An 18811-nucleotide genomic window follows, 5' to 3' on the forward strand; every position below is an offset into this window, starting at 1 on the left:
GGGTGCGCCCTAGGCGCTGGGCGCGCTGGCGTCCACCCCCCGTTCGGCAGCGGCGTCCAGCGTGGCGCGAAGGGCGCGGGCCAGTTCGACAATGCCGAAGGGTTTGGCCAGCAGCCGCGTCTCGCCCCAGGGGCCGTCACCGCCCGGTTCGACGGCATCCCGGTCATAGCCGCTGGTGAACAGCACGGGCAGGCCCGGCAGATGTTCTACCGCAGCGGCAGCGAGCGCGCGGCCGCCCATGTCGGGCATCACCATGTCGGTGAACAGCAGCGATGGCCGCAGGCCCGATTCGATCAGCGCCAGCGCAGTGCGTCCGTCGGTTGCCTCGTGCACCCGGTAGCCCAGCGAGACGAGCGCATCGAGCGAAAGCGAGCGCACGCGCTGTTCATCCTCGACCAGCAGGACCGATTCGCCGGGAATGGCCATGGGCATCGCCGCCGGATCCGCCGGGCCGGCGTCGCGGCCGGACGCAACCGTGCCAAGGGGCGCGCGCGGCAGGATCAGGACGACGCGCGTCCCTTGACCCAGCGCGCTTTCGATGCGGACCGATCCCCCCGACTGGCGGGCAAAACCGAAAATCTGGCTGAGGCCGAGGCCGGTGCCCTTACCCACCGCCTTGGTCGTGAAAAAGGGTTCGAACGCGCGTTCGATGACTTCGGGCGCCATGCCGCTGCCGGTATCGGCAACCGCCAATTCGATATAGTCGCCGGGTGTCACCTGCCACAGATCGGCGGCTGCAGCGTCGAGCGTCGAGTTGGCGCACGCAAGCGTCACCGTGCCGCCGCCCGGCATGGCGTCGCGCGCATTGACGCACAGGTTGAGCAGCGCGTTTTCCAGCTCGCCCGGATCGGCCAGCGCCGGCCACAGATTGCGGCCGAGCTGCGTCCTGACCCGCACCGTTTCGCCAAGCGTGCGGTTGAGCATGTCGGTCATCCCGGCGATCAGCGCGCCGGGATCGATCAGCTTTGGCGCCAGCGGCGACCGGCGGGCAAAGGCAAGCAGCCGCTGGGTCAGCGCGGCGGCGCGTTCGGCACCGTCACGCGCGGCCTGGACATAGCGGCCGACATCCCGTTCGCCGGTGGCAAGCCGCCGTTCGAGCAGGTCGAGCCCGCCGATCACCACGGCCAGCATATTGTTGAAATCATGCGCGATGCCGCCCGTCAGCTGGCCCACCGCCTCCATCTTCTGCGCCTGGCGCAGCTGTTCCTCGGCCGCCATCAGCTGGCGCGTGCGTTCCTCGATCAGCCGTTCCAGATCCTCGCGCGAGCGGGCAAGCACTTCGCGGGCGTCGACGATTTCCTGAATGTCGGTGCAGGTGCCGAACCAGCGGGTGATCCGCCCCTGGTCATCGCGTACGGGCGCGGCGCGGCCCAGCACCCAGCGATAGGTGCCGCTGCGATGGCGCAGGCGATATTCGATGCGGTAGGGCGCGCCGGTATCAAGGCTGTGCCGCCAGCGTTCCCATGCCCGCGGCTGATCGTCGGGATGGAACAGGTCCGACCAGCCTGCGCCGTCGGTCGAGCCGGCGGGGACGCCGGTGAAATCATACCAGCGGTCGTTGAAATAATCGTGATGGCCGTCGGCGCGGGTCGACCAGACCATCGGGTCGATCGAATTGGCGATGGCGCGGAACTTTGCCTCGCTTTCGCGCAGCGCCTCGACCGCCTCGGCGCGCTCGACCGCATCCCAGCTGGTTTCGGCCACGGCGAGCAGCAGCGCGATCTCGTCCTCGGTCCAGTCGCGGGGCTGGGCGCTGCTGACATAGAGGCTGGCGACCCATTGGCCGTTGCGCATCAGGGGTACGGCAATGCCCGCAGGCGACATCCGGGCGGTGCGCGTTTCGGCGTGTTCGGGTTCCATCGCGGCGTTGCGGATCGCAACCACCTGTCCACTCCGGAACCGGTCGAGCACGGGGCCGCTGAGGATGTCAGACGGAATCGGGCCAAGCAGGGGCGGAAGCGCGCCGTTGGTCCAGCAACTGACGAAATCGAGCGACCCCGCATTGCCCGGCCTGATCATGCCGGCGCGGTCGGCCTGCACCTGATTGCCGGTCGCGGCGACCGTGATTTCCAGCACCGTGGCGGGATCGCGGGCAGAGCGCAGCCTGGCGTCGAGATCGGCAAGAAAGCTGCGTGTGCGGATCGCGGCCTCAAGGTTGCTGGCATTTTCGCGGGCGGTCCGTTCGGCAGCCGCCCGATCGGTAATGTCCTGTGCCTGAATGAAGATGCCGGTAACCTGGCCGTCCGCACCGCGAACCGGCTGGAACACGAAATCCAGGGTGCGCTCTTCCGGCTGCTGATCCGGGCCGCGCTGCAGCGTGACCGGTGTGCGTTCGGCGCGATACGGAATGCCGGTCGCATAGACCTGGTCCAGAATGGCGACAAAACCCTGTTCCGCCACTTCGGGCAGAGCGGCGGCGACCGGCATTCCGATGATCGCGCTGCGCCCGACCAGTTCGAAATAGGCCTGGTTGGCGATTTCAAAGACATGATCCGGGCCGGACAGGATGGCGATGGCCCCCGGCGCCTGTTCGAACAGGTCGCGCAGCCGCTCGATCTCTGATGACCGGCGACGGCGCATCAGCACCTGTTCAGTCGTTTCGTTCCCCTGATTGAAGATGCCGACGATGTTGCCGCTGTCGTCGCGGATCGGCGTCAGGCTGTAGTTCCAGTAGGTTTCCGTCGGCACCCCGCCGCGTTCGAGCATCAGAAGCTGGTCGAACGTCGAAAAACCCTCGCCCGTTTCCAGGACGATGCGGAACTGGGGTTCGATCGCGTCCCAGATGTCGTGCCAGACCTGTGCCGCAGGCATTCCGATGCAGTCGGGGTGGCGATCGCCGGGAATGAACGCCCAGGCGTCGTTGTAGAGCAGCCGAAGGTCCGGCCCCCAATAGATCGCGGTCGGAAATGTCGACCCCAATGCCAGCCCGAGCGTGATTCGCAGCGCCTGGGGCCAGTGTTCAATGGGCCCCAATGACGTCGACGACCAGTCGATCGCACGGATGCGCTGGGCCATATCCCCGCCATGGTCAAGAAAGCGCATCCCCATCCCCCCTGCGATGGGGGTGGCGCGAGCCGGTGTCAACCGCTCGACAGGCGGTGTGGAGCAGCTATGTCAGAGAGATAGCAGGATCGAGGAGAGGATCGCATGAAGCTGGCAAGCCTGAAGCAGGGCCGTGACGGACGGCTGGTCGTCGTTTCGGACGATCTGGCATGGTGCGCCGATGCCGGACATATCGCCCCAACGCTGCAGGCGGCGCTGGACCAATGGGACCGGGTCGAGGGTGATCTTCGCAACCTGGCCACCGACCTGGCGCATGAGGCGATCCCGATGATGCGCTTTCACGAACGGCAGGCGGCGTCGCCGCTGCCGCGCGCCTATCAATGGGCGGACGGCAGCGCCTATGTGAACCATGTCGCGCTGGTGCGGCAGGCGCGGGGCGCGGAAATGCCGGACAGTTTCTGGCACGACCCGTTGATGTATCAGGGCGGCAGCGACGGATTTCTGGCGCCGCGCGACCCCATTCCGCTGAAGGACGAAGCCTGGGGCTGCGATCTTGAGGCAGAGGTGGTGGTGGTGACCGGCGACGTGCCGATGGGCGCGACCCGTGAGGAGGCGCTGGCGGCGATCCGGCTGGTCGGGCTGACCAACGATGTGTCGCTGCGCGGCCTGATCCCCGGCGAACTGGCCAAGGGATTCGGATTTTTCCAGTCCAAGCCGGCCAGCGCCATGTCGCCGGTGTTCGTCACCCCCGATGCGCTGGGCAATTGGTGGCGGGACGGCAAGCTGCACCGCCAGCTGATGGTCGACCTGAACGGTCAGCCGTTCGGCCGCGCACAGGCGGGCGAGGACATGACGTTCGATTTCGGCACGCTGATCGCCCATGCGGCGCGGACGCGCGCGCTGGGTGCGGGCACGATCATCGGATCGGGCACGGTGTCCAACCGCGACGCGGATGGCGGGCCGGGCAAGCCGATTGCGGAGGGCGGCCATGGCTATAGCTGCATCGCCGAGGTGCGGACGGTGGAAACGATCCTGCGCGGTGCGGCGGAAACGCCGTTCCTGAAACCCGGCGACACGGTGCGCATCTGGGCCGAGGATGATCGGCACCACCCGATATTCGGCGTGATCGAACAGACGGTGGTCGCGGCCTGAAAGCCGGCGGGGCGGGCAGCGAGCGTGCGTTAGCGGAGTAATTCACCCGGTTGCGTTCGGGCGCGGGTCGGTTAGGCTGAGGTCATCCACCGATTTGCCGGGAGTAACCGAGTTGAGCCGCCATGCCCTTTGCCTGTCCCTGTTGCTGGGTGCCGCCATGCCGATGAGCGCGATGGCCCAGACTGCAGCTGCGCCTGCCGCCGCCGCGCCTGCTGCTGCGGTCGATCCGGCGCCGCTGCTGACCGAATGGACCGGGCCGTATAACGGCGTGCCGCCGTGGAGCCAAGTCAAGCCCGCCATGTTCCCGGCCGCGTTCGAACAGGCAATGGCCAATGCGCGCAAGGAGTTTGCCGCGATCCGCGACAATCCGGCCGCGCCGACATTCGCCAACACGATCGAGGCACAGGAAAAGTCCGGCGAGCAGATGAGCCGCCTGTTCGCGGTCTGGGGCGTCTATCAGTCGAACCTGGCCAGCCCGGAAGTGCAGGCCATCGCCCGCGAATGGAGCCCGAAGCTGTCGGCGTTCTTCAGCGAGCTGAGCTTGGACCCCAAGATGTTCGCGCGGGTGAAGGCGGTGTACGACAACCGCGCCTCTGCCGGGCTGAACGCGCAGCAGATGCGCCTGCTGGAGCGCAGCTATCGCGATTACGTGACCTCTGGCGCGCTGCTGGACGAGGCGCAGAAGACCAAGGTCAAGGCGATCAATCAGGCGCTGGCCAAGGCGTTCACCGATTTCGGCAGCAAGGTGCTGAAGGACGAGGAAACTGCGATCCTGGTCACCAGCGAGGCGGAGCTGGCCGGACTGCCCGACAGTTTCAAGGCGTCGCTGGCCGAAGAGGCCAAGGCGATGGGCAAGACGGGATGGGCGATCAAGAACACCCGGTCGTCGGTTCAGCCTTTGCTGATGTACGGCACCAATCGCGACCTGCGCCGCCGGGTCTATACCGCGTTCATCAATCGCGGCGACAATGGCGATGCCAATGACACCAATGCAACCATCGCCGAAATCCTGAAGCTGCGTCAGGAGCGGGCCGTCATCCTGGGGTTCAAGACGCACGCCCATTTCCGCATGGACGACACCATGGCGGAAACGCCGGAAAACGCCATGAAGCTGATGATGGCAGTCTGGCCTGCCGCCGTCGCGCGCGTGAAACAGGAGGTCGCCGACATGCAGGCGGTGGCCGACAAGGAAGGCGCGAAGATCACCATCGAGCCATGGGATTACCGCTTTTACGCCGAGAAGGTGCGCAAGGCGAAATACGACCTGGATGAGAGCGAGGTGAAGCCGTACCTTGAGCTCAATAACATGGTCGATGCCATGTTCTGGTCGGCCAACCGGCTCTATGGCCTGGAGTTCAAGGAGAATACCGGCACCATTCCGGTGTTCGAGCCCAATGTTCGCACGTTCGAGGTGCGGCGCGAGGGCAAGATCGTCGGCATCTTCTACCTCGACAATTTCGCGCGGGCGGGCAAGCGGTCCGGCGCCTGGGCGACCAGCTATCGCGGCGCATCCGGCCTGACCGGGGAGACGATCCGGCTGGGGTCGAACAACAACAATTTCACCAAGGGCGCGGCGGGCGAACCGACGTTGATCAGCGTGGATGACGCATCCACCCTGTTCCACGAATTCGGCCATGCCATCCACGGGTTCCTGACCAATGTCTATTATCCCGGCCTGTCGGGGACGCCGCGCGATTTCGTGGAATATCCCAGCCAGGTGAACGAAAACTGGCTGCTGACCCGCGAGGTGCTCGACCGATTCGCCAAGCATTACAAAACGGGCGAACCCATGCCGCAGGCGCTGGTCGACAAGATCGAGGCATCGAGCACGTTCAATCAGGGGTTCGACACGGTCGAATATCTGTCCAGCGCGATCGTCGACATGAAGCTGCATGACCGCACGACGCCGGTGACCGACCCGGATGCGTTCGAGCGCGACACGCTGACGCAGCTGGGGATGCCAAAGGAGATCGTGATGCGGCACCGCCTGCCGCAGTTCAATCACCTGTTTTCGTCCGACGCCTATTCGGCGGGCTATTACAGCTATCTGTGGTCGGAAACGATGGACGCCGACACCTGGGCCCTGTTCGAGGAAAAGGGCGTGTGGGACAAGGCGACGGCCGACAAGTTCCGCGAGACGTTGCTGTCCACCGGCAACGAGACGGACCGCAAGGCCGCATATCGCGCGTTCCGTGGCCGCGATCCGGATGTGAAGGCACTGTTCAAGCGCCGCGGCTTTCCCACCGAATAAGCGGCGGGAACGAAAAAAAAGGGGGCCGGAAGCGGGTTGCTTCCGGCCCCCTTTCTATCGGGCGTTGCCCCCGCTTTTTACATCCGGCCGCGCAGCGACAGGCCGATGATGCGGGGTTCGTTGACGAAGGCGGTGTTGTTGTTGAAATCGATGCCGCCCTTCACATTCTTGGCATCGAGGATGTTGCGGGCAAAGGCGGCAACCTCGAAGCTGCCGTCCTGCTTGGCGTACCCGACGCGCAGGCCGCCCTCCCACTGGTCGTTCGCGAAAAATTCGCGCGACTGATAGAGGAAGAAATTCGTGTAGCCCTGATACGCCCAGTCCGTGAAGGCGAACAGTTCGCCGCCATTGCCGACCGGGATCGAATAGCGGGCGGTGATGTCCGCAATCCATTCCGGCGCGTTGGGGAAGGGATTGCCATCGACCAGCGCGCGGGTGCTGCCGCCGATGCTGACGGTCGGATCAGTGACGGTGCACTGGGCACAGATGCCGACAGCCAGCGTGTCGTCCTGAATCTTCGTATCGTTGTAGCTGACCCCGCCGGTCAGCACGAAGTTGGGCGTGACGCGCACTTCGCTGTCGAATTCAAAGCCCCATGCCTTGCCCTGATCGGCATTGACCAGCTGAATGAGGTTGCCCGCGCCGCCAACGGCGGTGAACTGCGGATCATTGACGGTGTAGGTGAACACCGCACCGTTCAGGCGGACGCGGCGGTCGAACAGCTCGGACTTGAAGCCGCCTTCGAACGACAGGATCGTTTCCGACCGCGCGACCGAGGGAGCGGCGAAGAACGCGACGTCGCGGCCCTGGATCGTCGGTGCGCGGAAGCCGTCGGCCACCCGGGCATAGACGCTGAACGACGGGGTCAGGTCGTACATCGCGCTGACGTCCCAGCTGACCCGTTCGTCGCCGACTTCGCGGTCATTGGCGGGCGAGCCGCCGACGACGCTGAACTGCTTGTCATCTTCGGTATAGCGGGCGCCCGCCGTCACCTTGAACGCGTCGGTCAGCTGATAGGTCGCCTGGCCGAAGGCGGCCCAGCTCTGGTTCTTGTGCCGCACCAGCGTGGGGGGTGGGAAGCTGAACCCCTCGGTCAGGACGGTGAAGTCGCTGTCGAAGAAGAAGGCGCCGACCTGCCAAGCGAGCGGGCCAGCGGTGTCGCTGGCCAGGCGCACTTCCTGCGTCCACTGGTCAAGGTCGATCGAATCCTGCGTGTCCGACGGGAAGGGGATGAAGCCCGGCCCGGTGACGAGGTTGCCGCCGTCCACATCGGCGCGGCTGCGGCCGTTGACGGTTTCATAGGCGGTGATCGAGGTCAGCGTCGCGCCGCCGAATTCATAATCCATGCGCAGCGAGCTGCCCCAGCCCTTGTACCGCTGCTTGTTGCCGCCGCCGGCATCCAGCGCCACTTCGTCGCGCTTGAAATTGCCATTGAGGTCGTTGTCGCCGGGGCCAAGGATGTTGGCGCGGAAGATTGCCGCCGCGCCAGCGCCGTTGAAGTCGCGGAAATGGACATTGGCCAGCGCGCGGAACCGGTCGCCCGGCGTGAACAGCAACTGGGCGCGGCCCGCCACTTCGTCATAGGCGCCGTAAGCGTCGTCCTGGCCGGTGAACGTGTTGTCGATCCAGTTGCCGCGATGCTGATACAGGCCCGACACGCGGATCGAGAGCACGTCCTGGACCAGCGGCACGCCGACGCCGAAATCGCCGCTGAGCGTGCCGTAGCTGCCATAGGACAGCGAGCCTTGCGCGCTGAGTTCATTGCCCGGCTTGACCGTGTCGAACTTGATGATGCCGGCCGGCGTGTTGCGGCCGAACAGCGTGCCCTGCGGCCCGCGCAGCACCTCGACCCGCTCCACGTCGAACACCGGTGAGGATTTCAGGGCGACGTTTTCGAGGACAACCTCGTCCATGATGACCGACACCGGCTGCGATGCGGCCAGATCGAAATCGGTGTTGCCAAGGCCGCGGATGTAGAAGCGCGGCGCGACGCGGCCGTTCGAGCTTTCGGCGAACAGGCCGGGGACGCGCGTGGCCAGCGCGGTGATGTCGTTGCCCGAATCGAAAATCGTCTGAAGCCGGTCCTGATCCAGCGTCGCGACCGATACCGGCACGTCCTGGATATTCTCGCTGCGGCGCTGGGCGGTGACGACGATATCGGTCAGCTGGCCGTCATCTGCAGGCGCGTCCTGTGCCAGGGCAGGTGAGGCTGCGGCAATGGCGGCGAGTACCGATGCGGTGCGGACGAACGTCGCCCGAGAAAGCGTGAAGCGTGCCATTGAATCCCCCGGGTGCAATCTGATCCGGCCGCGCCCTGTCTGGTCGGGCGCGGCCGGATGGCGGCATGGTAGCATCCACTCCTGCGGCATGGCGATTATTGCTTCGCCTGGCGGTGCCGTTGCCAAAAAACAGTCATGTTGGCGAGGGGGGATGACAGGATTGCGACAGGGACGGAAACGATCCTGCGCTGCCTGTGGCTTTCGCGCATCATCCGTTCTTTTGCGCGGACGGGCATTGCTGACGCTCGCCAAGCGGCTTGAAATAAAATAACAAGCAAGCCAGCGAGTCCCGGCAGGCAGCCGGCAATGGGAGAGACAATGACTGACGAGCGCCCCGGCGCCAATCGGCCCGCCCTGCACCTGCACGTGCCGGAACCCAAGTTCCGGCCGGGTGACGCGGTCGATTTTGCCGATGTCGATGTGCCCCCGGCGGGCAGTGCGCCCCGGCCGGACAGCGCCGCCGCCGCCGATACGTTCCACGACCTGGCCTTTACCCTGATCCGGGTGCTGGACGAACAGGGTCAGGCGGTCGGCCCGTGGAACCCGCGCCTGTCGCCGGACGCGCTGCGCCGGATGCTGCGCCTGATGGCGCTGACCCGCGCGTTCGACGAGCGGATGTTCCGCGCCCAGCGGCAGGGCAAGACCAGTTTCTACATGAAGTGCACGGGCGAGGAGGCGGTGTCGATCGCCGCCGCCATGGCGCTGGCCGCCGACGACATGTGCTTTCCCAGCTATCGCCAGCAGGGCATCCTGATCACGCGCGGCTACAGCCTGGTCGAGATGATGAACCAGATCTATTCGAACCGGGGCGACAAGCTGCAGGGGAAGCAGCTGCCGATCATGTATTCCAGCCGCGAGCACAGTTTCTTTTCGATCAGCGGCAACCTGACCACCCAATATCCGCAGGCGGTCGGCTGGGCGATGGCCAGCGCGGCCAAGGGCGACAGCCGCATTGCCGCCACCTGGTGCGGCGAAGGATCGACGGCGGAGGGCGATTTCCATTCCGCCTGCACCTTTGCCAGCGTCTATCGCGCGCCGGTCATCCTGAACATCGTCAACAACCAGTGGGCGATTTCCAGCTTTTCGGGCTTTGCCGGGGCAGAGGCGACAACCTTTGCCGCGCGGGCCGTGGGCTATGGCATCGCCGGCCTTCGCGTCGACGGCAATGATGCGCTGGCCGTCTATGCCGCCACGCAATGGGCGGCAGAGCGGGCGCGGACCAATCAGGGCCCGACGCTGATCGAGCATTTCACCTATCGCGCCGAGGGACATTCCACGTCGGATGACCCCAGCCAGTATCGCAGCGCGCAGGAGGCCAGCGAATGGCCGCTGGGCGATCCCATCGCGCGGCTGAAGGCGCATCTGATCGCCATTGGCGAATGGGATGACGAACGCCACGCCGCCATGGACCTGGAACTGGCCGAGGAAGTGAAGCGGGCGCAGAAGGAAGCGGAGGCCAACGGCATCCTGGGCCATGGCCTGCACCAGCCGCTCGACACGCTGTTCGACGGGGTGTTCGAGGAAATGCCCTGGCACCTGAAGGAGCAGCAGGCACAGATGCTGGCCGAGGAAGAGGAAAGCGGGCGGCCATGGGCACGGAAATGAGCGAACCGATGGAGCGCATCGCCCCGACCGAGGGCGACAGCGCGCGCATGAACATGATCCAGGCGATTAATTCCGCCATGGACGTGATGATGGCGCGCGATCCGAACGTGATCGTGATGGGCGAGGATGTCGGCTATTTCGGCGGCGTGTTTCGTGCAACCGCCGGATTGCAGGCCAAATTCGGCAAGACGCGGGTGTTCGACACCCCGATCACCGAATGCGGCATCATCGGCGTCGCCATCGGCATGGGTGCCTATGGCCTGCGCCCGGTGCCGGAGATCCAGTTCGCCGATTATATCTATCCCGCGCTGGACCAGCTGGTCAGCGAGGCGGCGCGACTGCGCTATCGTTCGGCCGGCGAATATGTCGCGCCGATCACGGTCCGCTCCCCCTTTGGCGGCGGGATTTTCGGCGGGCAGACGCACAGCCAGTCGCCCGAGGCGATCTTTACCCATATTTCGGGTGTGAAGACGGTCATTCCGTCCAACCCCTATGATGCCAAGGGGCTGTTGATCGCGGCGATCGAGGACAATGACCCGGTCGTGTTTTTCGAACCCAAGCGCATCTATAACGGCCCGTTCAACGGCCATTGGGATCGCCCGGCCAAGAACTGGTCGCAGCACCCGCTGGGCGAGGTGCCGACGGGATATTACAAGATCCCGCTGGGCAAGGCCGCGATCACGCGTGCGGGCGAGGCGGTGACCATCCTGTGTTACGGCACCATGGTCCATGTCGTTGCCGAGACGGTGGCAGAGATGGGCGTGGATGCAGAAATCGTCGATCTGCGTACCCTGTTGCCGCTGGATATCGAGACGATCGAGGCGTCGGTACAAAAGACCGGCCGCTGCATGATCGTGCACGAGGCGACGCGGACGCAGGGGTTCGGCGCGGAGCTTTCCGCGCTGGTCACCGAACGCTGCTTCTATCACCTGGAAGCACCGGTGATGCGCGTCACCGGTTTTGACACGCCCTATCCGCACAGCCTGGAATGGGCGTATTTCCCCGGCCCTGTCCGTATCGGCATGGCGCTCAAGAAATTGCTGAAGGACTGATCCCGCAATGGCTCGTTTCGAATTCCGCCTGCCCGATATCGGCGAAGGCATTGCCGAGGCCGAAATCGTCACCTGGCACGTCAAGGTCGGCGACGCCGTGGCCGAGGACCAGAGCCTGGCCGACATGATGACCGACAAGGCGACGGTCGAGATGGAAAGCCCGGTGGCGGGCACCGTCATCGCGCTGGCCGGCGAGGTTGGCGACATGGTGCCGATCGGATCCACGCTGGTCGTCATCGAGACGGCCGACGCGCAGGCAAGCGACGAAGCGCAGCGCGTGGCGATGGCCGAGGAGGTCGAGGAACAGCTTGGGGCGGAAACGCCGGGCGTTGAGGCTGAAAAGCCCTCTCCCCTTCAGGGGAGAGGGTTGGGAGAGGGGGATGTCTCACCGAGCGCATCGCCTGCGGAACCGCCCCTCTCCCCAGCCAACTCCCCTGAAGGGGAGAGGGAGCTTAAAGTGCTTGCATCGCCCGCCGTGCGGCAGCGGGCGCGCGAGCTGGGCGTCGACCTGTCCCAGGTGAAGCCCGCCGAGGGCGATCGCATCCGCCATGCCGATCTGGACGCGTTCCTGCGCTATGGTGCCGCGCAAGGCTATCACGCGCCCCATGCCAGCCGCGCGCGTGAGGACGAGGCGGTCAAGGTGATCGGGATGCGCCGCCGCATTGCCGAGAACATGGCCGCATCGAAGCGGGCGATCCCGCACTTCACCTATGTCGACGAGATCGACGTGACCGCGCTGGAGGCGATGCGCGCGGACCTGAACGCTAATCGCGGCGCGCGGCCCAAGCTGACCATGCTGCCGTTCCTGATCGTGGCGATTTACCGGACGATCCCGCAATTCCCGATGATCAATGCGCGCTATGACGACGAGGCGGGCGTGGTGACGCGCCATGGCCGCGTGCATCTGGGCATGGCGGCACAGACCGATGCGGGCCTGATGGTGCCGGTGATCCGCGATGCGCAGGACATGAATGTGTGGCAGCTGGCGAGCGAGATTGCGCGGCTGGCCGATGCGGCGCGGACCGGCAAGGCGAAGTCGGAGGAACTGAGCGGTTCCACCCTGACCGTCACCTCGCTGGGTCCGCTGGGCGGCATCGTGACCACGCCGGTGATCAACCGGCCCGAGGTCGCGATCATCGGGCCGAACAAGATTGTCGAGCGACCCGTGTTTGTCGGCGACGACATCGTGCGGGCCAAGCTGATGAACCTGTCGATCAGTTGCGACCACCGGGTGGTGGACGGGCATGATGCGGCCAGTTTCGTCGCGGCGATCAAGAAGCTGATCGAGACGCCGGTCCTGCTGTTCGCGGACTAAAGCGCCCCGGCCAGGTCGACCAGCGCGGTATCCAGGATGGCGGTGCCGGACAGATCGTCCGGCACGTCATTGGCGAAGGCGGAAAAGATCAAGCGGCGGCCGCTGCGGGTCAGCATCACGCCGGACAGGGCGCTGGTGGCATTGAGGCTGCCCGTCTTGGCAAAGATGCGTCCGTCCAGCGTCGTCCCGGCAAAGCGGCCCTTCAACGTGCCGTCGGTGCCGCCGACGGGCAGGCCGGCGAACCATGCCTGCCCCCAGGGCTGGGCATCGATCCAGCGCAGCAGGGTGGCGGTCCCGCGCGGGGTCATGCGGTTATAGGTCGACATGCCCGACCCGTCGGCAAAGTGAACCCCACGGGACGGCAGGCCCGCAGCGGCCAGCGTCGATTTCACCACCGCCAGTCCGTCGGCGACCGATCCCGTCCCGCCGATCCGCCCGATCCGGCGCAGCAGCAGATCGGCATGATGATTCTGGCTGTCCTTCAGGATCACCCCGATATCCTGCGCCAGCGGCGGCAGGTCGAGCGCGGCGAGCGGCGGCGCCTCGGCTGCTGCCGCCTCACCGGCATCGCGATAGCGTGAGCGCACGTCCCCCGTCACCCGGACGCCGCGTTCGGCCAGCATCCGGCGGAATGTCCATGCGGCATATTCCGCAGGATCGTCGATGCCGAGCCGCATCGTGCGGGGCGGGGCATCGGCGGCCATGGTGCCGATCAGGGTCAGCGTGCGGCCATGGACCGGCCGGTCGTAACCGATGTCGGTCGTGCCGGTCGCAGCCGTGACGATGCGGTTGTCGATGACGTACCAGCCATTGCCATCGACCAGCGCCGGGCCACCGGGCGGGCCGGGACGGATCGTGAGGACGGTTTCATTGTCGTCGAGGGTCAGCGCCGCGATGGCCGTGCCGGACCGGCTGGGGATGTTGTTCCAGCTCATCCCCGATGGCCAGCGTTCGTCGGGAAACCAGCTGGCATCGCCGATGATGTTGCGCACCCGCCGTGTCCGGGCGGCGACGGCATCGGCCAGCGCGGACAGGCAGTCGCTGACGCAATCGGGCGCGGCGGACAGGAACGGATCGCCGCGCCCCTCGATCACCACATCCTCACCCTCCATCCGAACGCGGGTACCGCCGCCGGGCAGGGGCCGGGTCAGGTCGCCCAGAGTGGCATAGGCGGTGGCGGTGATCGCGATCTTGGTATTGCTGGCCGGGATGAAGCGTTCATCCGGGCGGATCGCCACGATCTCTCGCCCCGCCTCGTCCAGCACCACCAGGCCGAAGCGTGGCCCCGGCCCCGCCTGTGCCAGCCGGGCGGCCACGCGATCCGCAACGGGCGTCTGCGCCGCCACGGGGGCGGCAAGGGCCAGCAACAGGAGCAGTGCGGCGCGGATCATGCGGTGCAGCATAGACACGGGACCGCCGAAGGAAAGCGCCCTTCGTGCTTAGTCGTCGATGCTGCGCCTGTTCGTCTCTGGCAGGAAGACAAGGCCGATCACGACCGTCGCGCTGGCAATGATCACCGGATACCACAGGCCAGCCACCACGCTGCCCGTCGCCGCCACCACTGCAAAGGCGATGGTGGGCAGGAAGCCGCCGAACCAGCCATTGCCGATATGATAGGGCAGCGACATGGACGTGTAGCGGATGCGCGTCGGGAACAATTCGACCAGCATCGCGGCGATCGGGCCATAGACCATGGTGACCAGCAGGACGAGCGCGGTCAGGATGGCGATGACCAGCGGCGTGTTCATCGCCGCCGGATCGGCCGAGGCGGGATAGCCAGCCGCATCCAGCGCGCTCTTCACCTGGGTCTGGAACGCCTTGATGCCCGCCGCCCGCGCCTCTGCCGTGGCAAGGCGGGCGGGATCGGGCGCGACGATGACGGTATCGCCCACCGCGATGCTGGCGATGGTGCCGGGGGCGGCGGCGACATTGGCATAGTTCAGCCCCGCCTTGGCGATATAGGCCTTGGCGATGTCGCAGCTGGTGCTGTCGAACTTGTTGCCGCCGACGGGATCAAACTGCGTCGAACATTCCGCGGCGTTCGCGGTGATGCTGACCGGCGCGCTGGCCTGAGCCGCGGCCAGCGCCGGGTTGGCCGCGCCGATCAGCGCGCCGAACACCGGGAAATAGCTGATCGCCGCCAGGGCACAGCCCGCAAGGATGATCGGCTTTCGCCCGATCCGGTCGCTGAGCCAGCCGAAGAAGATGAAGAAGGGCGTGCCGATCGCCAGCGCCACCGCGATCAGGATGTTGGCGGTCGCGCCATCGACGCGCAGCACCTTTTCCAGAAAGAACAGCGCATAGAATTGGCCGGTGTACCAGACCACCGCCTGGCCCGCGACCGCGCCGAACAGCGCGACCAGCACCCATTTCAGATTGCCCCAGCGGGCGAACGCTTCGGTCAGCGGCGCCTTTGACGTGGTGCCTTCCTCCTTCATCTTCTGGAAAACCGGGCTTTCCGACAATTGCAGCCGGATCCAGATCGACACGGCGAGCAGCGCCATCGAGATGATGAAGGGCAGACGCCAGCCCCAGTCGCGGAAGGCTTCTTCGCCCATCAGCGTTCGCAGGCCGATGACGACGAGCAGCGCGGCGAACAGGCCCATCGTTGCCGTCGTCTGAATCCAGCTGGTGTACAGGCCGCGTTTGTTGTTGGGCGCGTGCTCCGCCACATAGGTGGCCGCGCCGCCATATTCGCCGCCGAGGGCCAGCCCCTGAACCAGCCGCAGGCTGACGAGGATGATCGGGGCGGCAACGCCGATGCTGGCATAGCTGGGCAACAGGCCGACGGCAAAGGTGGACAGGCCCATCAGGCCCATCGTCACCAGAAACGTGTTCTTGCGCCCGACAATGTCGCCGATCCGGCCAAAGACGAGCGCGCCGAACGGCCGCACCGCAAAGCCGGCGGCAAAGGCGGCGAGGGCCAGGATAAAGCCGGTGGTTTCGTTGACGCCCGAAAAGAACTGGGCCGAAATGATCGTGGCGAGCAGGCCGTAGAGGTAGAAATCATACCATTCGAACACGGTGCCCAGCGAGGAAGCGGCGATAACCAGCTTTTCACTGCGGGTGGCGCGATGGTGGCGCGGCGCTCCCGCTGGTTCTTGCTGCACGATCAACCTCTCCCCCGTTCGTTGTTGGCGGCACCATGTCGAAAGCAATGCGGCCGCGCAACGGGGTTGTTAGCGCTATCCTATGATTAATCGTGTCCGCTCAGCACATCGTCACTGAAGCGTTGCAATGTCATCGCCGTCACGGCGACCATAAAATTGCATCAGCTGGATGATCAGTTCTGTCCGGTCGGCCAGCGTATTCGCCTCCAGCATCGCCTGTTTGGAGGCAAGGTCAAAGGGCGCGATCTGGGCAATGCCGTTGACCAGCGACACGTCATCCAGCTTGCCGACCGCATCCCAATCCACGGCATAGCCCTGAGCATCGGCGAATCGGCGGGATTCAAGCTCAAGCGCGGCGCGTGCGCCAAGCCCGAGCACCTCGTCCGACGGTTCGTCGATCAATTCCGCCTCGACCTGACGGAACAGGGTGGTGACATCCAGTTCGCGCAGCACGCGAAAGCGGGACACGCCCTGAAGCACGATGTCGTAGCGGCCATCCTCCATCGCCTCGACATCGATGATCTGGCCGACACAGCCGATATCGAACAGGGCGGGCCGGTCACCCGCCTCGCGCGGCTGGATCATGCCGATCCGGCGGTCGCGGGCCAGCGCGTCGGACACCATCGCCCGGTAGCGCGGTTCAAAGATGTGCAGCGGCAGGTGCAGCCCGGGAAAGAGCAGCGCGCCGCCCAGCGGAAAGATGGAAATGCGCTGGCTCACCGCGGTCAACCGAACAGCGCGGCGGACAGGCGGCGGCGCTGGGCCGAGACCCAGGGATCCTCAAGCCCCACCGCCTCGAACAGCTTGAGCAGCCGCTGTCGCGCCGCGCCGTCATTCCAGTCGCGTTCGGCCGTGATGATGGCGAGCAGCGAATCGACCGCGCCGTCGCGGTCGCCCGCCGCCATCTGACCCCCGGCCAGGTCATAGCGCAGGGCATGATCGTCCGGATTGGCCGCGACCTGCGCCTTCAGTGCGGACAGATCGTCCACCGGCTGCGCCTCTGCAGCCAAGGTGATGGCGGCCCGCGCCTGATCGACGCCGGGCAGCTTTGCCGCATCATCGGGCAGAGCGGCGAGCACGGCCGCCGCATCGTCCATCCGGCCCAGCGCGACCAGTGCGCGCAGACGGCCCGCCTGTGCCTCCGCCACATCGGGTGCCATGTCGGCAATCTGGTCGAAGATCGACAGCGCGCGTTCGGCATCGCCGGCGGCCAGCACATCATCGCCCATCGCGATCAGCGGGGCAATGTCGGCCATGCCGTCATCCTCGCCCGGCGCGGTGGCGGACGGATCGACGGGCAACTGGCGCAGCAGCTGATCCAGCGTCTGTTTCAGCTGCGATTCGGTGCGCGCCTGCGACAGATCGGCAACCAGCTGTCCCTGAAACATCGCATAGATGGTGGGGATCGACCGGATCTGGAACTGGGCGGCGATGAACTGATCCTTGTCGGTGTCAATCTTGGCCAGCACCACGCCCTTGTCGGCATATTCGGCGGCGACCTTGTCCAGGATCGGGGCCAGCGCCTTGCACGGGCCGCACCATTCGGCCCAGAAATCGATGATGACCAGTTTGGTCATCGACGGTTCGACAACGGTCCGGCGAAAGGTTTCGACGGCTTCCTTGTCGGCAGGGCTCATTCCCAGCGTGGCCACGGCAGATGCTCCAATCATTCGGCCGGCGTGCCGGCGGTCCAGGGGCGGCCAGCGATGCGGGCCGATGTCACGACGCCTATTTGGGACTTTCATGCCGCCAAACCAAGCCCGGAAAACGAATCGGCAAAGGGGCTTGCAAGGGGGTGGGGCGGGTGCTAGTGGCACGCGCCTTGCCCCGGTCCACCGGCATCGACTGCCCGGACCGCAATGCCAGAGCGGGCGTAGCTCAGGGGTAGAGCACAACCTTGCCAAGGTTGGGGTCGAGGGTTCGAATCCCTTCGCCCGCTCCAGCGTTTCGCGGCGATTGCCGCGCCGCATCAGCAATCAGAACACAGCATGGTCGCCGCGTTCTGCGCTGGCGCGTCCTTCGATGACCGAACGGTAATGGCCGATGAGCGTGTCGGTGCCCGTTTCCGGCGTCGCATCGGCATCGTAGCGGCCGGTTTGCGGGTTCAGCACCAGCATGGATTGCGTCGCGTAATAATGGCCGATGCGCGCCAGTTCCGCCTTTGCGGCGAGCGCGGGGAACATCCGGCCCGCCATGCCAAGCCCGGATGCGATGGCGGAAAGCAGGCCGGGCGGGACCGAACGGAAACGGGGCGTCATGCCCAACAGGTCGAACAGGGCCATGCCCTGATCGCGCGGCGTCCGGGCCGGGCCGGGGCCGCCGATCGGCAGGATGCGATTCGTCCGGTCGGGATTGCTGAGGCAGTCGACAAGGTAGCGCGCTAGATCACGGTCGCTGATCGGCTTGCACGCCGTCAGCGTGCCGTCGCCGAACAGCAGGAACGGCTTGCCGGCCCGCACCCGGCCGATCTGGCCCGACAGCGATTTGAAAAAGGCGGTGGGCCGGACGATGGACCAGGCAAGGCCGGATGCCATCAGCTCCGCCTCGAACGCCAGCTTGGCATGCTGAAAGGCGAGCAGGGGCCGCTGGACGCAGATGGCGGACAGCAGGACGAAGTGCGCCGCGCCCGCCCGTTGAGCTGCGTTCAGCAGTGCGAGATTGGCGGCGTGATCGACCGCCCAGGCGTCCGCCGGAACGCCGGTGCGCGATGCCATGCAGGAGATGACGGCGTCCACAGGACCGCCTTCAAGCCAGGTCCGATGATTGTCATCCGGGCCGACTGGATCGAAGCGACAAGTGTCGATGCCCGCCGGCAAGCCTGACGATGACGGTCGATCCGGACGGGTCAGGCACAGGACCCGGTGGCCGCGTAGCACGAGTGCAGCCACGGTGGCCCTGCCTATCGTGCCCGTGCCCCCCGCGACTACGACCCGCAGCGGCCGGCACGGCATGGGTTCCGGCATCCCTGCGGCTTTAGTTGGCGAAGCATCCATCCCACGCGACTGTCGCCCATCCGCTGTCGGACAACAAGAGCAGGGCATATG

12 protein-coding genes and 1 tRNA gene are annotated in these 18811 nt (G+C 66.0%); 6 read left to right on the plus strand and 7 right to left on the minus strand.

Going from position 1 to position 18811, the window contains the following annotated elements; all coding sequences use genetic code 11:
• Window positions 1–9: 9 nt before the first annotated feature.
• Entirely contained in the window at window positions 10–3042 is a 3033-nt protein-coding gene (locus ACNI3Q_RS07995) for a hybrid sensor histidine kinase/response regulator (protein WP_426275549.1), read from the minus strand.
• 105 nt (window positions 3043–3147) lie between these two features.
• Here ACNI3Q_RS07995 and ACNI3Q_RS08000 point away from each other — a divergent pair, with 105 nt between their 5' ends.
• A complete protein-coding gene (locus ACNI3Q_RS08000; RefSeq protein ID WP_426275551.1) occupies window positions 3148–4155 on the plus strand; it encodes a fumarylacetoacetate hydrolase family protein in 1008 nt (335 codons plus the stop codon).
• Between the two features lie 112 nt (window positions 4156–4267).
• The gene (locus tag ACNI3Q_RS08005; protein WP_426275553.1) at window positions 4268–6406 is read left to right on the plus strand and encodes a M3 family metallopeptidase; all 2139 of its coding nucleotides are present in this window, start codon (window positions 4268–4270) and stop codon (window positions 6404–6406) included.
• Between the two features lie 77 nt (window positions 6407–6483).
• On the opposite strand, the gene ACNI3Q_RS08010 is transcribed toward ACNI3Q_RS08005, so the two are convergent.
• Complete coding sequence (locus ACNI3Q_RS08010; protein WP_426275555.1) at window positions 6484–8685, minus strand: TonB-dependent receptor; 2202 nt, start codon at window positions 8683–8685, stop codon at window positions 6484–6486.
• Between the two features lie 318 nt (window positions 8686–9003).
• Between ACNI3Q_RS08010 and ACNI3Q_RS08015 the strand changes: the two genes are divergently transcribed.
• Genes ACNI3Q_RS08015 through ACNI3Q_RS08025 form a run of 3 tightly spaced genes read left to right on the plus strand, consistent with a single transcriptional unit; the run spans window position 9004 to window position 12657 of the window.
• Complete coding sequence (locus tag ACNI3Q_RS08015) at window positions 9004–10290, plus strand: 3-methyl-2-oxobutanoate dehydrogenase (2-methylpropanoyl-transferring) subunit alpha (RefSeq protein ID WP_426275557.1); 1287 nt, start codon at window positions 9004–9006, stop codon at window positions 10288–10290.
• Between the two features lie 47 nt (window positions 10291–10337).
• Window positions 10338–11342 carry an alpha-ketoacid dehydrogenase subunit beta gene (locus tag ACNI3Q_RS08020; RefSeq protein ID WP_260021634.1) on the plus strand — a complete coding sequence of 335 codons (1005 nt, stop codon included), beginning with the start codon at window positions 10338–10340 and terminating at the stop codon, window positions 11340–11342.
• A gap of 7 nt (window positions 11343–11349) precedes the next feature.
• Window positions 11350–12657, plus strand: coding sequence for a dihydrolipoamide acetyltransferase family protein (locus ACNI3Q_RS08025; protein WP_426275559.1), 1308 nt, complete (start codon window positions 11350–11352; stop codon window positions 12655–12657).
• Here ACNI3Q_RS08025 and dacB read toward each other — a convergent pair.
• The 4 genes from dacB to ACNI3Q_RS08045 all read right to left on the minus strand — a co-directional run bounded on the left by dacB (window position 12654) and on the right by ACNI3Q_RS08045 (window position 17404).
• Complete coding sequence (gene dacB / locus ACNI3Q_RS08030; RefSeq protein ID WP_426275561.1) at window positions 12654–14048, minus strand: D-alanyl-D-alanine carboxypeptidase/D-alanyl-D-alanine endopeptidase; 1395 nt, start codon at window positions 14046–14048, stop codon at window positions 12654–12656. The genes ACNI3Q_RS08025 and dacB overlap by 4 nt on opposite strands.
• Window positions 14049–14096: 48 nt before the next feature.
• The gene (locus ACNI3Q_RS08035) at window positions 14097–15767 is read right to left on the minus strand and encodes an MFS transporter (protein WP_426275563.1); all 1671 of its coding nucleotides are present in this window, start codon (window positions 15765–15767) and stop codon (window positions 14097–14099) included.
• Window positions 15768–15878: 111 nt separating this feature from the next.
• Complete coding sequence (locus ACNI3Q_RS08040) at window positions 15879–16487, minus strand: LON peptidase substrate-binding domain-containing protein (protein ID WP_260021257.1); 609 nt, start codon at window positions 16485–16487, stop codon at window positions 15879–15881.
• 5 nt (window positions 16488–16492) lie between these two features.
• Window positions 16493–17404 (minus strand): tetratricopeptide repeat protein, encoded by a 912-nt coding sequence (locus ACNI3Q_RS08045; protein WP_426275661.1) that lies wholly within the window; start codon window positions 17402–17404, stop codon window positions 16493–16495.
• Window positions 17405–17634: 230 nt separating this feature from the next.
• Between ACNI3Q_RS08045 and ACNI3Q_RS08050 the strand changes: the two genes are divergently transcribed.
• Window positions 17635–17709 (plus strand) — tRNA-Gly (locus ACNI3Q_RS08050).
• A 34-nt stretch (window positions 17710–17743) separates the two neighbouring features.
• On the opposite strand, the gene ACNI3Q_RS08055 is transcribed toward ACNI3Q_RS08050, so the two are convergent.
• The gene (locus ACNI3Q_RS08055) at window positions 17744–18808 is read right to left on the minus strand and encodes an NAD(P)H-binding protein (protein ID WP_426275565.1); all 1065 of its coding nucleotides are present in this window, start codon (window positions 18806–18808) and stop codon (window positions 17744–17746) included.
• Window positions 18809–18811 lie beyond the last annotated feature (3 nt).

The organism is Sphingomonas eleionomae (assembly GCF_049889035.1).
GTDB lineage: Bacteria > Pseudomonadota > Alphaproteobacteria > Sphingomonadales > Sphingomonadaceae > Sphingomonas.